Origin of the sequence: Wolbachia endosymbiont (group B) of Villa cingulata (assembly GCF_964028285.1) — a bacterium.
Lineage (GTDB): Bacteria > Pseudomonadota > Alphaproteobacteria > Rickettsiales > Anaplasmataceae > Wolbachia.
Genome location: NZ_OZ034766.1, coordinates 1,042,112 through 1,057,234, shown reverse-complemented (window position 1 = coordinate 1,057,234; position 15,123 = coordinate 1,042,112). Strand labels below are relative to the sequence as shown.

At 33.4% G+C, this 15,123-nt stretch carries 17 protein-coding genes, 1 tRNA gene and 1 pseudogene; 7 read left to right on the top strand and 12 right to left on the bottom strand.

Annotation, left to right across the window (positions count from 1 at the left end):
* Positions 1-12: 12 nt before the first annotated feature.
* A complete protein-coding gene (locus ABWU52_RS05410) occupies positions 13-363 on the bottom strand; it encodes a hypothetical protein (protein ID WP_353276497.1) in 351 nt (116 codons plus the stop codon).
* Between the two features lie 145 nt (positions 364-508).
* On the opposite strand from ABWU52_RS05410, the gene argS reads away from it, so the two are divergent.
* On the top strand, positions 509-2,215 hold the full coding sequence (argS, locus tag ABWU52_RS05405) for an arginine--tRNA ligase (protein WP_353276496.1): 1,707 nt from the start codon (positions 509-511) through the stop codon (positions 2,213-2,215).
* A gap of 62 nt (positions 2,216-2,277) precedes the next feature.
* Here argS and ccmA read toward each other — a convergent pair whose 3' ends face one another.
* The 6 genes from ccmA to secG all read right to left on the bottom strand — a co-directional run bounded on the left by ccmA (position 2,278) and on the right by secG (position 6,257).
* Positions 2,278-2,901, bottom strand: coding sequence for a heme ABC exporter ATP-binding protein CcmA (gene ccmA / locus ABWU52_RS05400; RefSeq protein WP_353276495.1), 624 nt, complete (start codon positions 2,899-2,901; stop codon positions 2,278-2,280).
* A gap of 3 nt (positions 2,902-2,904) precedes the next feature.
* Positions 2,905-3,336 (bottom strand): hypothetical protein, encoded by a 432-nt coding sequence (locus ABWU52_RS05395; protein WP_353276494.1) that lies wholly within the window; start codon positions 3,334-3,336, stop codon positions 2,905-2,907.
* A gap of 235 nt (positions 3,337-3,571) precedes the next feature.
* Positions 3,572-3,979 carry a nucleoside deaminase gene (locus ABWU52_RS05390; RefSeq protein WP_010404879.1) on the bottom strand — a complete coding sequence of 136 codons (408 nt, stop codon included), beginning with the start codon at positions 3,977-3,979 and terminating at the stop codon, positions 3,572-3,574.
* Positions 3,980-3,996: 17 nt separating this feature from the next.
* Positions 3,997-4,290: a hypothetical protein gene (locus tag ABWU52_RS05385; RefSeq protein ID WP_353276493.1), complete on the bottom strand. Its 294-nt coding sequence runs from the start codon at positions 4,288-4,290 to the stop codon at positions 3,997-3,999.
* Positions 4,291-4,329: 39 nt separating this feature from the next.
* Positions 4,330-5,937: a CTP synthase gene (locus tag ABWU52_RS05380; RefSeq protein WP_353276492.1), complete on the bottom strand. Its 1,608-nt coding sequence runs from the start codon at positions 5,935-5,937 to the stop codon at positions 4,330-4,332.
* Positions 5,937-6,257, bottom strand: coding sequence for a preprotein translocase subunit SecG (gene secG, locus ABWU52_RS05375; RefSeq protein WP_007302593.1), 321 nt, complete (start codon positions 6,255-6,257; stop codon positions 5,937-5,939). Before secG ends, ABWU52_RS05380 begins: the two co-directional genes overlap by 1 nt.
* A gap of 116 nt (positions 6,258-6,373) precedes the next feature.
* Between secG and ABWU52_RS05370 the strand changes: the two genes are divergently transcribed.
* Positions 6,374-6,898: a gamma carbonic anhydrase family protein gene (locus tag ABWU52_RS05370; RefSeq protein ID WP_353276491.1), complete on the top strand. Its 525-nt coding sequence runs from the start codon at positions 6,374-6,376 to the stop codon at positions 6,896-6,898.
* On the opposite strand, the gene ABWU52_RS05365 is transcribed toward ABWU52_RS05370, so the two are convergent.
* Together ABWU52_RS05365 and ABWU52_RS05360 are read right to left on the bottom strand one after the other, a co-directional pair.
* Positions 6,888-7,880 carry a hypothetical protein gene (locus ABWU52_RS05365; protein ID WP_353276490.1) on the bottom strand — a complete coding sequence of 331 codons (993 nt, stop codon included), beginning with the start codon at positions 7,878-7,880 and terminating at the stop codon, positions 6,888-6,890. The genes ABWU52_RS05370 and ABWU52_RS05365 overlap by 11 nt on opposite strands.
* Before the next feature lie 227 nt (positions 7,881-8,107).
* Entirely contained in the window at positions 8,108-8,857 is a 750-nt protein-coding gene (locus tag ABWU52_RS05360; RefSeq protein WP_353276489.1) for a hypothetical protein, read from the bottom strand.
* A gap of 213 nt (positions 8,858-9,070) precedes the next feature.
* Here ABWU52_RS05360 and ABWU52_RS05355 point away from each other — a divergent pair.
* Positions 9,071-9,224 (top strand): annotated as a pseudogene (locus ABWU52_RS05355) (IS481 family transposase); the annotation flags it as partial.
* Between the two features lie 265 nt (positions 9,225-9,489).
* Here the strand turns inward: ABWU52_RS05355 and glmS are convergent.
* From glmS to ABWU52_RS05340, 3 genes are all read right to left on the bottom strand, one after another.
* On the bottom strand, positions 9,490-11,301 hold the full coding sequence (gene glmS / locus ABWU52_RS05350) for a glutamine--fructose-6-phosphate transaminase (isomerizing) (protein ID WP_353276488.1): 1,812 nt from the start codon (positions 11,299-11,301) through the stop codon (positions 9,490-9,492).
* Between the two features lie 8 nt (positions 11,302-11,309).
* Entirely contained in the window at positions 11,310-11,723 is a 414-nt protein-coding gene (gene yajC / locus ABWU52_RS05345; RefSeq protein WP_006012489.1) for a preprotein translocase subunit YajC, read from the bottom strand.
* Between the two features lie 130 nt (positions 11,724-11,853).
* Positions 11,854-11,930: transfer RNA gene (locus ABWU52_RS05340), tRNA-Asp, on the bottom strand.
* Between the two features lie 181 nt (positions 11,931-12,111).
* Here ABWU52_RS05340 and rpsB point away from each other — a divergent pair.
* From rpsB to frr, 4 genes are read left to right on the top strand one after another with little or no spacing between them, the layout of a single operon-like run.
* The gene (gene rpsB / locus ABWU52_RS05335) at positions 12,112-12,927 is read left to right on the top strand and encodes a 30S ribosomal protein S2 (RefSeq protein ID WP_264682668.1); all 816 of its coding nucleotides are present in this window, start codon (positions 12,112-12,114) and stop codon (positions 12,925-12,927) included.
* Positions 12,924-13,769 carry a translation elongation factor Ts gene (gene tsf / locus ABWU52_RS05330; protein ID WP_265031066.1) on the top strand — a complete coding sequence of 282 codons (846 nt, stop codon included), beginning with the start codon at positions 12,924-12,926 and terminating at the stop codon, positions 13,767-13,769. The genes rpsB and tsf overlap by 4 nt, the downstream gene beginning before the upstream one ends.
* Positions 13,753-14,496: a UMP kinase gene (gene pyrH, locus ABWU52_RS05325; protein WP_353276487.1), complete on the top strand. Its 744-nt coding sequence runs from the start codon at positions 13,753-13,755 to the stop codon at positions 14,494-14,496. Before tsf ends, pyrH begins: the two co-directional genes overlap by 17 nt.
* A 7-nt stretch (positions 14,497-14,503) precedes the next feature.
* A complete protein-coding gene (gene frr / locus ABWU52_RS05320) occupies positions 14,504-15,061 on the top strand; it encodes a ribosome recycling factor (protein WP_015588404.1) in 558 nt (185 codons plus the stop codon).
* Positions 15,062-15,123: the final 62 nt, after the last annotated feature.

Genomic DNA, 15,123 nt, shown 5'->3' with positions numbered 1-15,123 from the left:
AAGTCTAAACTATTACATAAATTCCACTCCACCATCAGGGCTTATATTATTAGAAATTAAATCAAGCTTAACAAGATTTGGAAAGTTACCATTCTCTAATAATTTAGTGATTGCTATTGAACCTTGATTACCCATAATACTAGAAGTTACTTTACACTCAGTAAGATTCGGAGCATTAACATTCTTTAATGTCTCATCTAAAACTTCTGCACCCTCAGCATCAATATAACAGTCGTGTAAGATAAGGCTTGTAATATTTGGATTCTCTTGTAAAAAGTTTATTAACTTCTCCATGTGTATATGTAGACTATTTAAGTCTAAGGTATTACCATTAACATATTTATTAAGTTCTACTTCCATCATGTTTATAACTCCTCTGTTAATATAATTCTTATTATAGCATAGACTTCAGTCATTGTCAAGTGTATTAACAAGCTGACACAAGATAACCCTTCAACTTCTCCCATTTATCCACTATACTGCTACAGGTCTTATAGCTTTTTAGTTAATGAATATTTTCAAGCAGGTTTCCTCTCTCATTTCCAGCAAGTTAAATGAGTTGAGGCAAAGGGGTGTTATAAGCACGAATGCAACAAACTTTATCATAGAGCCTCCAAGCAATAGAGCACATGGTGATATCTATACAAATGTTGCTATGGTGCTTGCAAAACATGAAAAGAAGAATCCCATTGAAATTGCAGAGGTTTTAGCCAAAGAATTTGAACTTTTTGATGAAGTTGCAAAAGTGGAAATAGCAGGCCCTGGTTTCATCAACATACACTTAAAAATAGAAGTGTGGCATGGAATTTTAAAACAAATAAATGAGCTAAAAACAGAGTTTGGCACCCTAGATATAGGGAACAATCAGGCCATTAATGTTGAATTTGTATCTGCAAATCCAACTGGTCCACTGCATATTGGTCATGCAAGAGGAGCAGTGTTTGGTGATGTTCTGGCAAATTTACTAAAGAAAGTTGGTTATAAAGTTACTAAGGAATACTATATTAATGATGCTGGAGCGCAGATAGATACACTAATAAAGTCAGTATATTTGCGGTATAAGGAAGCTCTGGGAGAAAAAATTAGCATCGAAAAAGGTTTATACCCAGGTGAATATTTAAAACCAATAGGGGAGGGGCTAGCTAAAAAATATGGCAAGGAGCTTAGAGAAGAGGAAGATAATCGAGTAATTAGAGAATATACTTTAAGTTCTATCTTAGAACTTATAAAGGAGGACATGAGCTTGCTTGGAGTCAATCATGATATTTTTACTTCAGAGTATGAGCTACAAAAAAATGGCAAAATCGAAGAGAGTATAAAGATATTATTTGATAAGGGTCTTGTGTATGAAGGATACTTGGAGAGACCAAAAGGCAAAGAAAGTGAAAGTTGGACTTCCAGGAAAGAAATGTTATTTCGCTCTACAAAATTTGGTGATGATGTTGATCGTGCATTGAAGAAAAAGGACGGCAGTTGGACTTATTTTGCCTCGGATATTGCTTACCACTTTGATAAGATATCACGTGGTTTTAACAATATGATCGTAGAGCTCGGCAGTGACCATGGCGGTTATATTAAAAGGCTTAGAGCAGTTGTCTCTGCGCTCAGTGATGATCAAGCAAAGATAGAGGTAAAACTGCATAATATTGTGAATTTTTTTGAGAATGGCAAACCTGTTAAGATGTCCAAAAGATCAGGAAACTTCCTCACAGCAAGAGATGTAGTGGAAGAAGTTGGCAAGGACATAACTCGTTTTATAATGTTAACACGCAAGAATGATATGGTCTTGGACTTCGATTTTGCTAAAGTTAAAGAACAATCAAAAGACAATCCTATTTTTTACGTGCAATATGCGCACGCTCGTGCTCATTCACTAATGCGTAATGTTCCAAAAGAGCTCCCAACAGCAGACCCTTCACTTTTAAAGACAGATGGGGAGCTATTCCTCATAAAAACCTTAGCAAAGTGGTCAGATGTGGTAGAAATATCTGCAAGGCTTTGTGAGCCACACAGAATCACTTTCTATTTACTTGAAGTTGCAGAAGCGTTTCACGTTTTATGGGGATATGGCAAAAGTGATTTAAATATGCGGTTTATACTGGATAATAACTTAAATCTTACCGCTGCAAGAATGTTTCTCGTCCAAGCCTTAGCATACGTCATTGCTTCTGGACTTTCGATTTTTAATATAGAGCCTTTGAAAGAGATGAGTTAATTTTAATGCGTAATATTAAATGTGATAATAAATTATTGATGTAAGTACAATAAGGCCAAAAATTATACAAGAGGTCTGTTAAAATCACGTATGTCGATTGTCTTGAAGTCACACAATTGTTCTGTAGAGCTATGTCCTGTAATAATTACTATACCGTTTTGCTCAGAGCGTATTGAGATTAGATTTAATATTAATTCACACGTTGCACTGTCGAGATTACAAAATGGTTCGTCTATCAGCCAAACGTTTGCATTAGAAATTAAGAGGCGAGCAAGCGCAACTCTTCTTTTCCAGCCTGCAGAAAGTTCACCATATCTAATGTTAAATACAGGTTGCAACTCTAAACAATAAGCAGTTGCCATAACTAATTCTCTAGTGTTCCGTATTCTTGCCCAGAATTCTATGTTTTCACCAATTGTTAAGCTATCTTTACAGGCGTTTTTATGGCCTATATAGACCATGGAAGGTATAAAGGATTTTGGATCATCATATATGTCTTTTCCGCAGTATCGCATATTGCCTGATACTGGTGGTAAGAGTCCAGATAAACTTCTGATTAAGCTGGTTTTGCCGCTACCATTTGGACCAGTGATTAAGATTTTTGATTTTGGCTCAGCTTTAAAATTGAGGTTTTTAAATAATACTTTGTTATTACGAGCACAGGATAGATTTTTACATTCAAGCATGGATTATCTGCCTTTTCCTTTATGTTTACCCTTAGTTGAAGACTGAGCTTTTATAAATAGCTCCCAAAATCCTTTTTTATCGCCTTCTCTGTGTATCAATTGTGCAAAATGCTTCATTAAACCACTACCCATCATAACCATCTTTGTCCATTTACCTAGTGGCTTTGTTATATCAACTATTTCTAGATCTTCTTTGTAAACTTGAATATCTTTTTGCTTCTCGCTTAGCATTTCCTGTTGTTTCATCAACTCTTTTTGCTTATTTTTTTGATATAATTCATTAAATTTTCTATTTTCTTCCCATTCTTCTTTGAGAACTTTTAGAGGAAATATAATTTTTCTAATATGATTTTTGTATATTTTTCTCAAAAAGAGAAATACTGCAATTATAGCAAGTAATATCGTGCTATATGTAATGATTTGTCCGAACGGCATTTTTATACTCAGCTTATTGGCAAGCGGTATTTACAATTATACCATAACTATAGAAATTTTACAATTTTTTTCTGGATAAAGATAGTAGACTAAAAATTTCTAAAGGACAAAAGCAACGTATAAGCTTAAAAATCCTCAGGTTTTAATACTAGATGAAGCAACTTCCGCTCTTAAGTGATAACCTCGTACAAAGAGCAAGTGAATGCAAAACAGAACAATAACCACACATCTTAAACTAAGTTCTCAATTTCTCAAAGAAATCTTTTAACAAAAGAGAACATTTTGTTTCTAATATTCCACCATAAACTTCAGGTATGTGGTTACAGAATTGAAATATTCTAGTGCCGTTTTCAACTCCTCCACCTTTGGGATTGTAAGCCCCGAAGTACAGACGTTTAATTTTTGCAAAAGAGATAGCTTGAGCGCACATCGGGCACGGCTCTAACGTTACGTACATTTCAGCTTCATAAAGCGTGGAAGTTGAAAATGCTTGTCTAATTGTTAACATTTCTGCATGTGCAGTTGGATCATTAGATATATTGTGTGCAGAGGAGATGATATTGTTTCCATTAACTATTACAGCACCTATTGGCACTTCGCCATCTTTCTGAGCAAGTTTTGCTTGCTCTATGGCAAGTTCCATATATTGGTACTTAAACATTAGGTGCTTGGGTAAATATAATTTTCTTTTCTTGGCTTTTCTATTTTTTCTAGGTTATAGAATTCACTAAGGACTATTGTCCTTTTTACAAGGCTATCTATTTCTCGCTTTAAATATTTTTTTATTTCTTCTACCGATTTTAGTTCGTTTATAGCTACAACTACTTCTTCCATTATATCCTCTATAATTTGATCCTCCTCTAATTTATGTATTATTTGTTCTACATGCCTATTCAATTCCTCGAAGGTCGCAGATCCATATGTAATGCTATCTTTACTATTTCTTAGTAACATTTTTTACCTCTCTATTAGAATATAGTTTATTCAGTTCTATTAAACTCTATTGTCAATAGCTGCCTTAATAAATGATGTAAAGAGAGGATGAGGAGAAAATGGTCTTGATTGAAATTCTGGATGAAATTGCACACCAATAAACCATGAGTGATTTTTTAGCTCCACTGCCTCTATGCATGTTTTATCTTCTGATATACCACTGCATATCATTCCATTCTCTTCTAAGTTATTTTTATAATCTAAATTAACTATATATCTGTGTCTGTGTCTTTCTGAAATAGTGACACTACTATACACATTTGCCATTTTTGAATTTGGATTTACATTACACTTGTATGTTCCAAGTCTCATGGTTCCACCAAGATCAACGTTCTTACCATCAGCGAGCTTGATGATTGGGTGTTTGCAAGTATAAAATTCTTCAGAGTGTACATCTTCAAGCTTAATAACGTTACGAGCAAATTCAATCACTGCAAGCTGCATACCAAGACATATTCCTAAAAAAGGAATGTTATTTACACGGGCATAGTTTATTGCTAATATTTTACCTTTTATTCCGTTATCACCAAATCCTCCTGGAACAAGGACTGAATTAGAGCTTTGTAATTTTCCTCTGATAAACTTTGCATCTATAGATTTTCCATTCTCTTCTCTTGAGTTGACCCAATTTATCTTCACTCTAGCTTTATTACTAATTGCACCATGGTTTAATGCTTCAATCAGTGATTTATATGCGTCAGGAAATTCAGTATATTTTCCTACTATGGAAACGATAACTTCTTGTGTTGGATGTCTCATAGAGTGTACTATTTGGTCCCATTCAGGTAAGCTTGGTTTTGGCTTACTTAAGTGAAAGTGATCCAAAATTTGTGTCCCGAGCCCACATTGATTATACAAGGACGGTAACTCGTATATATGGTTTACATCAGGAGCAGGTATTACGTTAGATAAAGAAACATTGCAAAGATTGGCTATCTTTTCTTTTTGATTATCGGAAATTTCTTTTTCACTGCGACATAATATAATATCTGGTTGTAACCCCGCAGAGTTTAACTCTCGAACTGAATGCTGTGTCGGTTTTGTCTTTAATTCTTGTGCTGCAGTGAGATATGGTATTAAAGTTAAGTGAATAAGGATAACTTTTTGCTTTCCTAGTTTATAATTAACTTGGCGTATAGCTTCCAAAAAAGGTTGGCTTTCAATATCACCTACGGTTCCGCCTATTTCGCATATTACAAAATCTAAATCTTCTGTACCATTAAAAATGAAAGATTTGATTAAATCTGTCACATGAGGAATGATTTGCACAGTTTTGCCTAGATAATCACCACACCTTTCCTTCTTTAATAATTTATTATATACTTTACCAGTTGTTATATTGTCGTCCTTGGTTGCTTTAATTTTAGTAAAACGCTCGTAATGTCCAAGGTCTAAATCAGTTTCAGCACCATCCTCAGTAACAAATACTTCCCCGTGCTGAGCTGGGCTCATTGTTCCAGGATCAATGTTGAGATATGGGTCAAGCTTTCTGATGCGAACATTGAATCCATGAGCTTGAAGAAGTGCTCCCACACTTGAAGCAACTAAACCCTTACCAAGTGATGAAACAACTCCACCTGTAACAAAGATAAACTTGGTTTCTTTCATTAATTTTCAAATGGAACAGAAGTTGATTGGCCTTCTTGCTTCTTTTCTGATATAATCTTCTCTGCAATTGATTTTTTATGTACATCTTTTGAACATAATCCTGATAGTAACAGTGTATTTATAATGAACAGTCCAGCAACTATAGAAGTTATTCTACTGAGTGGATTTTCAGAAGACTTTACCGGAATTATTGAATTCATTCCCTGTTGTGAATTACTAAAGCCACTTAATGAACTACTTCCAGGTGGCTGCAGGAGCACTAAAATTACCAATACAACAACTAATATTATTTGAAGTACACTAAGTACTGTTACTGACATTATGAATAGAGCTAAAAATAAAGATTTTAGGAGCATAAGGATCATAAGTCAAGAATATCTTTACCCGAGTAACTTGACTACTGGAATCCAAGTATGTATTAAACCTTATTTAAATTATGAGCTATCACATTTTAAAATACAAAGATTATGAACCAAAAATGGATGAAAGTTCTTTTATCGCAGATGGTGTGCGTATCATAGGTAACGTTGAAATAGGAAGGAATGCGAGTATCTGGTTTAATTGTGTGATCAGAGGAGATGTTGGATCAATTAAAATAGGTGATGAAACGAATATTCAAGATGGCACCGTAATTCATGTAGATAGAAATCCAGGCGGTGACACGATTATTGGTAGTATGGTGACGGTTGGACATTTTTGTGTGTTACATGCATGCACGATACATGATAAAGCATTTATTGGTATGGGCTCTGTTATAATGGATCATGCGATTGTCGAGTCTGAAGCTATGGTAGCTGCTGGTTCACTGGTGACACATGGAAAAGTGATAAAAAGTGGTGAAGTATGGGCTGGCAGGCCAGCACAATTCTTCAAAAAAATGTCAGATGAGGAAATTAAATATATTATGCAGTCAGCACAAAATTATGTTGTATTGATGAAGGAGTATAAAGCTACATGCTAGACTGAAATCTTTGACTCTGATGATATTCTACGTTAACTACTTCAAAAGTTTCTTCAACTCTAGATTGTTTATCAATATGTTGATTAATAAAATTACCTCTAACTAAAATATCCTTTATTGGCCAGTTTGTTTCTATCGGAGTACCTGATAATTTAGCTGCAAATTTTGTCGGTGCTGACGTTAGAAAAAGAGATATAGTATTATTTGAATTAAGATAGAAGTTTACATGATCTTTACAATCTTTTAGATTTATACCTCCCGGAAAATCTGATATTTGAGATTGTATATTTGCTTTTATGAAGTTCATCCGGCCGAATTTTTCAGTAAGTATCCCTACCTCTTTTGGAACTTCTAATGGGATGATAATATCATTGCTAATTCCATTTTCTTCTTGAGAAAAAAGTTCAGTGTATGCTCCTTTTTTTCTGTGTTTCTCAAAATACTTAGGAAAATACATATTAAGGTATTCAGAGTGTAGCTCTATAAGATTTTTCTGGTCATCCTCTAGAGTAAATGTATATTTACCACCATTTTGCTTAAGCTCGCACAATTTAAATTTACTAAGGTCAGAGTCTGGAAATGGCTTTTCAATTTCAAAAGCAAGTGTAAGAGTGTGCGTTGTGTGATCAAATTCATTTTTTTCTTGTAGACTATAGTACTTATTTTTTTCATATTCCTTTTTTTCTCTATTAGCATTAATTTCCTGTTCATTAAAACTTTCAACAGCATAAAAAAATTCTTCTTCATCTAGCTCTTCTCCTGTTAGAGCATCCTCAAACACATCCTGTTCATCCTCTAAATCAATCTCATTACCTTTCGTTTCTATTTTATTCTCTATACTTATTTTTTTTGTATGGTCATTTCCATTGCTAGCAGTTGTTTGATGATGTGTATCGTTAGTTTGAAAAAAGCTCTTTACTTTTGATATTAAGCTAATCCATGAAAGTCTGACTTGATTAAGTAGCCATTTAAAACTCTTCATTGTTTTACCTCAACCTAATTATTAAAAATTGTAACAGAATAAATTAAATATGTCAATAAGATACACAAATTGTACTAACTGGGAATTAGTGGCAGCACTTAACATCTGTGTAAATTTTGACATAGGCGTTTTCTGCATTTTAACCAAATCAGTAAGGAGAACACCATTGATATTCTCCTTTTAGAAGCAACTTGAATAAAACTGATAAAGTTTGAATTAAAGTGTGATTAGGAAAGTGAGTGATGAGAACTCTTTATTTGGACTTCTTTTGATTCATCTATTTTAGTATTAGGTCTTAGTGCTTCATATGTAGCACCACCAGCTACGAGTGCAGATGCTGTAGCTATGCCAATTATTGCTAATATACTTAGTCTAGTTGTATGTTCAAGTATAGTACTTGCTACCAGCCCAACAGCAAGACCAACACCAATAACAGCAGTGTACAACATTCTAGGATTATTTGAATTAGGCATATAGCTCACTAACTCTCTGCAACACTTTTCTGATTCTTTCTTTATGTCCTCGAGCTTATTTAGATCTTCTTTTTCTATTTTAGCATTTAATTCTAGTTTCTTACATAATTCTTGCATTTCTTTTACTTGTTTTTCTAATTTTTTTAAAAAATTTATTATTTTTGTTCCTTGTAATTTTATTATTGTTTCCTTAAGTAGTAACGTTGATATTGGCATTGCTATTTCTTCTATCTCTTTTTCTGTTTTCCTTTCCAATTCCACTACTTTTTCTATTCCTTCTTCTGATATTTTAGTGTCTTTTTTTAGTTCTATTTCAAACTTTCTTTTTTTTAACTCTGATTTTGCTTCTTCTAATGATTCTAATGCATTCCATAGCTTTTCACCAGAATTCTGACTCCGTTTTGGTGACATAGACTGACTGCCTTTGAACTTTTTTGGTGATATGGGCTGATTTTTACCATCTTTAAGCTTTTTTGAGTTTTCACCAGCACTTACTTTAGCCATAATAAACCTCACATATTAAATAATGCTATTACATAATATCTTTAAAGCTCAATGTCAAATAGTATCTTTACATAATATAACTCATAAACAGAAAATTTTAGTATAAAATGCCGTATTTACTTTGTGCTATGGTTTGAGGTAGAATAACAACTTGCTTCAAATATGGAAAGGCAGTACAACTCTATGATCAAGTTACTGAACTCTCATTTACTCCTCTTTTTTTGTAAAACAATCTACAATTCATTAGAAGATCTTCAGATAGACGTTGATCATTGGTTGTGTTTTTACAATGAGACAAGACCTCATTCTAGTAAATATTGTTATGGCGATGTAGACTTTCCTGAATAGAAAACATATTGCTTTTTAGAAAAATATTAGTAGCATTACATAAGAGACTGATATTAGTTTTCAATTTTTCTGTTAGTTAATTCTTGCTTGCTAGGTTAAGTTGTGTCTGGTAACCATAATGGCAAATCTTGTTAATTTGAGGCGTAGATTTTAGCCTCTCTCATCCTTACATTAGTTACATATTCTTTCGCAGAGGGCTAATGATAGCAATGAATTTATTAGTAAAATTCAGTAATTTATAACTGACAATTAGAGCTGTTAATTAGCAACTCACTTTAAATAAGTTACTCAACTGTGACAGATTTAGCTAAATTTCTCGGACAATCTACATCTAACCCTTTTTTTTCTGCAATAGAATAAGCAAGAAATTGCATAGCAACACTGTAGATAATTGGAGAAACAAAATTGTCAACTTCTGGAAGTTGCACCACATCTATGCAAATTCCCTTTAAGAGCGGTGCTCCTTGCTTATCACTAAAGGCAATTACTTTACCTTTTCTTGCAATAATCTCTTGTATATTGGATAGCGTTTTAAAGAATAAATTATCGTAAGGAATAATTGCGATAACAAGTACAGTAGAGTCTATCAAGGCGATAGAACCGTGCTTCATTTCTCCCGCTGCAATACCAATTGTGTTGATATATGAAAGCTCTTTTATCTTCAATGCACCTTCCATTGCAACTCCATATGAGCTTCCTCTCCCAATTATAATTATATTATTGTGCTCTAATATACTGCCTGATATATGTTGTATTTCCATCACATTCAAAACATGCTCTACATGTTCGGGAATGGAATTAATAGCACCGCTTAATTTCTTTATCCTCTCTCTACCCAGTATACCTTTTATTTTTCCAAGCTCTACAGCAAAGCATGCTAAAATTGCAAGCTGCGTAGAAAAGGTTTTTGTCGAAGCAACACCAATCTCAGGTCCAGCAAGAGTATGCAATACAATATCTGAGGCTTTTTCTATGCTGCTATTAAATGTATTAATTATGCTAATGATCATTTGTTTCTGCAATCTCGCATAACGTAGTGCTTCCATAGTATCTGCAGTTTCACCAGATTGAGAAATGAATAAGCCAATACTACCTTCTTCGAGCTTGACGCTGCTATACCTAAATTCTGACGAGATTTCTAGATATACCCGAATTTGAGCAATACTTTCCAGCCAACACTTTGCTATTAGTCCAGCAAAATAGGATGAACCGCATCCAACTATAGTAATGTAACCTAGTTCAGAAAATAATTCTTTGTTGATTTCTTTATATTGTTTATAAAATTGATTTATTGTTTTGTTTAATGCATACGGTTGCTCAAAAATTTCTTTTAGCATAAAGCTAGGGTAACCATTTTTACTAACTAGAAAATTTCTTGGACTGCTATTTTCTGTTCTGCGTTTAACTTGTATACCATTATTATATATACTGAATTCGTTAGATTTTATTACTGCAATATCATTATCTTCTAAATGCAATATTTTTTCTACAAATGAATTCAAAGTATTAGTATCAGAAGCAGCAAACACTTTATTACAGTTATATCCTATTGCTAAAGGCAAATTTCTTTTTGCAACAAATAAAGTATCTGGATATTCTGCAAATAATAAAGCCAAAGCAAGTGAACCTTGTAAATTGTTTAGACACTGTAATATAGAATCAACTGGTGACAATCCTTCATTAAGATATGCAGTTAATATGTTTGGTATTACTTCTGTATCAGTGTCGGTATGAAAAGATACTCCCTTTTCCTCCAGATCCTTTTTTAATATATTGTAATTTTCAATTATGCCATTATGAGCAACAACAACATTATTTATATAAATGGGATGAGCATTTTTAAGATTTGGAACTCCATGTGTAGCCCAACGAGTATGTGCTATACCAACTTTGCTACTAGATATCTTGCTCTCATGAATAACTTCACATAATCTTTCAACTTTACCTTCTGATTTTTTGACTTCTATCTTACCTCTATTATTTATAATTGCTATACCTGAAGAGTCATACCCTCTGTATTCCAATTTTTGCAACGCGGTTAGTAAAGTTGGTATTACTGAATCACCGCTACTTACTATACCTAATATTCCACACACTTCGTAAATTATGAAGCATTTTTGTCTTTTTTACTTTCCTCTAGTTTATTTTTCTTGCCATTCTTTTCAACTTTGCTTTTTTCAATAGATTTAGCTACTGGCTTTTGAATTTCTTTATTTAAGATTTCAGATATAGCAGACTTTAGGATTTTTATTTCAATTTTTGGTGCTATTTCTAGTATTAGTTGTGCATTTACTTCGTCAACTTTGTTTACTTCACCTATTATTCCACTAGAAGTAATAACCGTATCACCACGTTTTATTTGATCTATCATCCTTCTATGTTCTTTGAGTTTTTTGTGATTGGGGCGAATAATGAGAAAATAAAATACTACAAATATTAAAATGAGTGGAATAAAGCTAGCAACAGATGCTGATACATTGTTAGTCGCATCTGCCGCAAAAACCTCAGAAATGAACATATTTAATCCCAATTATTAACGATAAAGTTAAATAGATTAAGCAGCAATTACAATATCATGTCAAGTCTCTGAAAGAAATTAATTCAAATTAATAAGAAACTTAAAGAATTTTAAGGTGTTTCTGCTGTAATGGCGGGAGTGATGAGACTTGAACTCACGACCTCATGCGTGACAGGCATGCGCTCTAACCAACTGAGCTACACCCCCCATTGCTTTTTAACGTTTGCAACTTTAAAGCTAATCAACGTGTTGCCACTTGTCAATATTTTTTGTTTGCGCTTTTTTGTCTTTTTTATTACTATGTAAATAACTTAATTTCACACATGGCTTATGCAAGTAGTCCCGTTAGGGTTATGCCATGGAGGATAAACTATTTGGAGGAATAAATATGACAAATTTGCCTAAAGTTACTATACGTGATTTAGCTGAATCTGGTGTGCATTTTGGCCATAAAGTTAGTCGCTGGAATGCGAAAATGGCCCCATATATATATGGTATACATCAACAGAATCGTATACACATAATAGACTTACGAAAGACATTACCATTGTTAGAGGCGGCGATGAAAGCTTTATACGATGTTGCATCTCAAGATGGTCGCATTTTATTTGTTGGTACGAAATTTCAAGCTTTAGATATTGTTGCAAGTGAAGCAGTTCGTTGTGGTCAGTATTATGTAAATGATCGATGGCTTGGTGGTATGCTTACTAATTGGAACACTGTTTCTTCTTCGATAAAAACTTTGATACAATATGAGAAAATATCCAATGATGAAGATAGCATCTTAACAAAAAAAGAATTAGGAAACATTGAAAAGAAAAGAAAAAAGCTTGATAAAGAATTGGGTGGAATTAGAGAAATGGGAGCAGTTCCTGATATTTTATTTATTATTGATACTAACAAAGAGCATATAGCGGTTAAAGAGGCTAAAAAACTGGGTATTCCTGTAGTTGGAGTACTTGATACCAATTCTGACCCAGATGGTATTGCCTATCCTATACCAGGAAATGATGATTCAAGAAAATCAATAGAGCTCTATTGTAAATTAGTTGCTGATTCTATATTAGCTGGAATAGAGTCTAGTTTGACAAGGTCTAGAGTTAAGGATGATGAGCTTATTCAAGAAAAAGAAGAGGATATTGTGCAAACTAAAAAGAAGCGTATTAAGGTTGAAACAGAAAGGGAGGTAATAGTAAGTAAATGAAGATGGATTCAAGTAGTATAAGGGAATTACGCGATAGAACAGGGCTTGGCTTAAGCGATTGTAAGAAAGCGTTAGAAGAGTGTGATGGTGATATTAAGAAAGCCGTTGATAGGTTACGTACAATAGGATTTGCTAAAGCTGACAAAAAGTCTGATAGAGTAGCTTCCGATGGGCTTATTGCTATGTGCTTGGCTAAAAATTATGGTGTATTGGTTAAAGTCAATTGTGAAACTGATTTTGTTGCTAGAAATGAGAAGTTCATAGCATTAGTTTCAAATTTAGCATCAATTGCTTGTCAAGAACGTTGTACTAGTCTTGATGAGTTAAAAAATGCCAAATATGAAGATGTTGGTACAGTGCAGGAAGCTATTATGAGTGGTACATCGGTTCTTGGTGAGAAGTTAGAGTTAAGCAATCTTTGCTACCTAGAGACTAAGGATGGGATTATTGCTGGCTATGTACATGGTAATATGCATGGCTTAGGTAAGATTGGTGCTTTAGTAGCATTGCAATCATCTGGTGATAAACAAGAGATTGGAAAGCAAATAGCTATGCATGTAGTTGCTATGAAACCTGAAGCTTTATCTATAGATGATTTAGATCAAGAAAAATTAAACAATGAGCGTTCTATAATTGAGGAGCAAGTAAAGAGCTTAAATAAACCTGAAGAGGTAGCGAAAAAAATAGTAGATGGACGAATGGCTAAATACTATGAAGAAGTTGTTCTGCTAGAGCAGAAGTTTATAAAAGATGATAAAATGAAGATTGCTGATTTTATAGAATCAAGTGCTGTTAAATTAGCTAATTATAAGTTACTTACTTTGGATGGTGCAAATAAGTAACAAAACTTCAGAAGTAAAATACCCCAGAGTGTTATTCAAAATCTCTGGGGAGGCTTTGATGGGATCAAAGCTATTTGGCCATGATATGGAAGTGATAGATAAACTATCCAAAGACATAGTTGAAGTTTGTAATCTCGGAGTTCAAGTTTGTATTGTTGTTGGTGGTGGGAATATTTTTCGTGGTGCATCAGCATCTTTAAGTGGCTGTGAAAGAGCAAGCAGTGATTATATTGGAATGCTTGGTACTGTCATTAATGCTTTAATTTTGCAAAATTTTTTAGAAAAAAGCTCTATAGTCTCTAGGGTGTTGTCTGCTATACCTATGACTACTATATGTGAACCTTATATAAGAAGGAAGGCTATTCATCATTTAGAAGAGGGCAGGGTGATAATTTTTGCAGCAGGAACGGGTAATCCATTTTTTACTACGGATACAGCTGCAGCTTTACGCGCTGTTGAAATGAATTGTAATGTTATTTTAAAAGGTACGCAAGTAAGTGGCGTGTATTCTGCTGATCCAAAAAAAAATGAGAATGCTATAATGTACGATAGGCTTTCTTACACAGATTTGTTAACTCGTGATTTGAAGGTTATGGATGCGTCAGCAATTTCACTTGCTCGTGAAAATTCTATTCCAATTGTAGTTTTTTCTTTGAAAAGTGAAAAAATGGTCAATATTATTAAAGGTCAAGGTACTTATACTATAGTCTCAGATTATAAACATTAGGTAATTTATGTTAAACGAAATAAAAGCTAAAACAAAAGAAAGAATGCTAAAAACTATTCAGTCTTTTCATGATGATATGAAAGGTGTACGTACTGGTAGAGCTAACTCATCATTACTTGATGGTATAGTTGTAAATATCTATGGTGGACATCAAAAACTGAACCAAGTTGCAGGCGTTTCAGCTATAGATAACAAAACTCTATCAGTTAAAGTTTGGGATGCTACTGTTATCGGTGAAGTGAAAAATGCGATAATCAATGCTAACCTAAATTTAAATCCTGTTGTTGAAGGAAATACTATACGTATAGTTCTTCCAGACTTAACACAAGAAACTCGTGAAAAATTAGTGAAATTATTGCATCAATTTTCTGAAAATGCACGAGTTGCAATTAGAAATATACGCAGAGATGTTATGGAAGAAATAGAGGAAATGAAGAAAAATAAGGAAATCTCAGAAGATGATTTTCATGTTGCCAAAAAGGAAATACAAAACATTACTGATGATAATGTAAAAAAAGTCGATGATGACTTATCTATTAAAGAAAAGGATATATTGCATCATTAAGTTAATATGAAAGAATTTTTCAGTATTGAAAAACATAAGAGGATTCGATATAGATACAGTTG

Coding starts and splice junctions, on each gene's coding strand:
- ABWU52_RS05410 (WP_353276497.1), bottom strand. CDS start 363: ATGATGGAAGTAGAACTTAATAAATATGTTAATGGTAATACCTTAGAC.
- argS (WP_353276496.1), top strand. CDS start 509: ATGAATATTTTCAAGCAGGTTTCCTCTCTCATTTCCAGCAAGTTAAAT.
- ccmA (WP_353276495.1), bottom strand. CDS start 2,901: ATGCTTGAATGTAAAAATCTATCCTGTGCTCGTAATAACAAAGTATTA.
- ABWU52_RS05395 (WP_353276494.1), bottom strand. CDS start 3,336: ATGCCGTTCGGACAAATCATTACATATAGCACGATATTACTTGCTATA.
- ABWU52_RS05390 (WP_010404879.1), bottom strand. CDS start 3,979: ATGGAACTTGCCATAGAGCAAGCAAAACTTGCTCAGAAAGATGGCGAA.
- ABWU52_RS05385 (WP_353276493.1), bottom strand. CDS start 4,290: ATGTTACTAAGAAATAGTAAAGATAGCATTACATATGGATCTGCGACC.
- ABWU52_RS05380 (WP_353276492.1), bottom strand. CDS start 5,937: ATGAAAGAAACCAAGTTTATCTTTGTTACAGGTGGAGTTGTTTCATCA.
- secG (WP_007302593.1), bottom strand. CDS start 6,257: ATGTCAGTAACAGTACTTAGTGTACTTCAAATAATATTAGTTGTTGTA.
- ABWU52_RS05370 (WP_353276491.1), top strand. CDS start 6,374: ATGAGCTATCACATTTTAAAATACAAAGATTATGAACCAAAAATGGAT.
- ABWU52_RS05365 (WP_353276490.1), bottom strand. CDS start 7,880: ATGAAGAGTTTTAAATGGCTACTTAATCAAGTCAGACTTTCATGGATT.
- ABWU52_RS05360 (WP_353276489.1), bottom strand. CDS start 8,857: ATGGCTAAAGTAAGTGCTGGTGAAAACTCAAAAAAGCTTAAAGATGGT.
- yajC (WP_006012489.1), bottom strand. CDS start 11,723: ATGTTCATTTCTGAGGTTTTTGCGGCAGATGCGACTAACAATGTATCA.
- rpsB (WP_264682668.1), top strand. CDS start 12,112: ATGACAAATTTGCCTAAAGTTACTATACGTGATTTAGCTGAATCTGGT.
- tsf (WP_265031066.1), top strand. CDS start 12,924: ATGAAGATGGATTCAAGTAGTATAAGGGAATTACGCGATAGAACAGGG.
- pyrH (WP_353276487.1), top strand. CDS start 13,753: ATGGTGCAAATAAGTAACAAAACTTCAGAAGTAAAATACCCCAGAGTG.
- frr (WP_015588404.1), top strand. CDS start 14,504: ATGTTAAACGAAATAAAAGCTAAAACAAAAGAAAGAATGCTAAAAACT.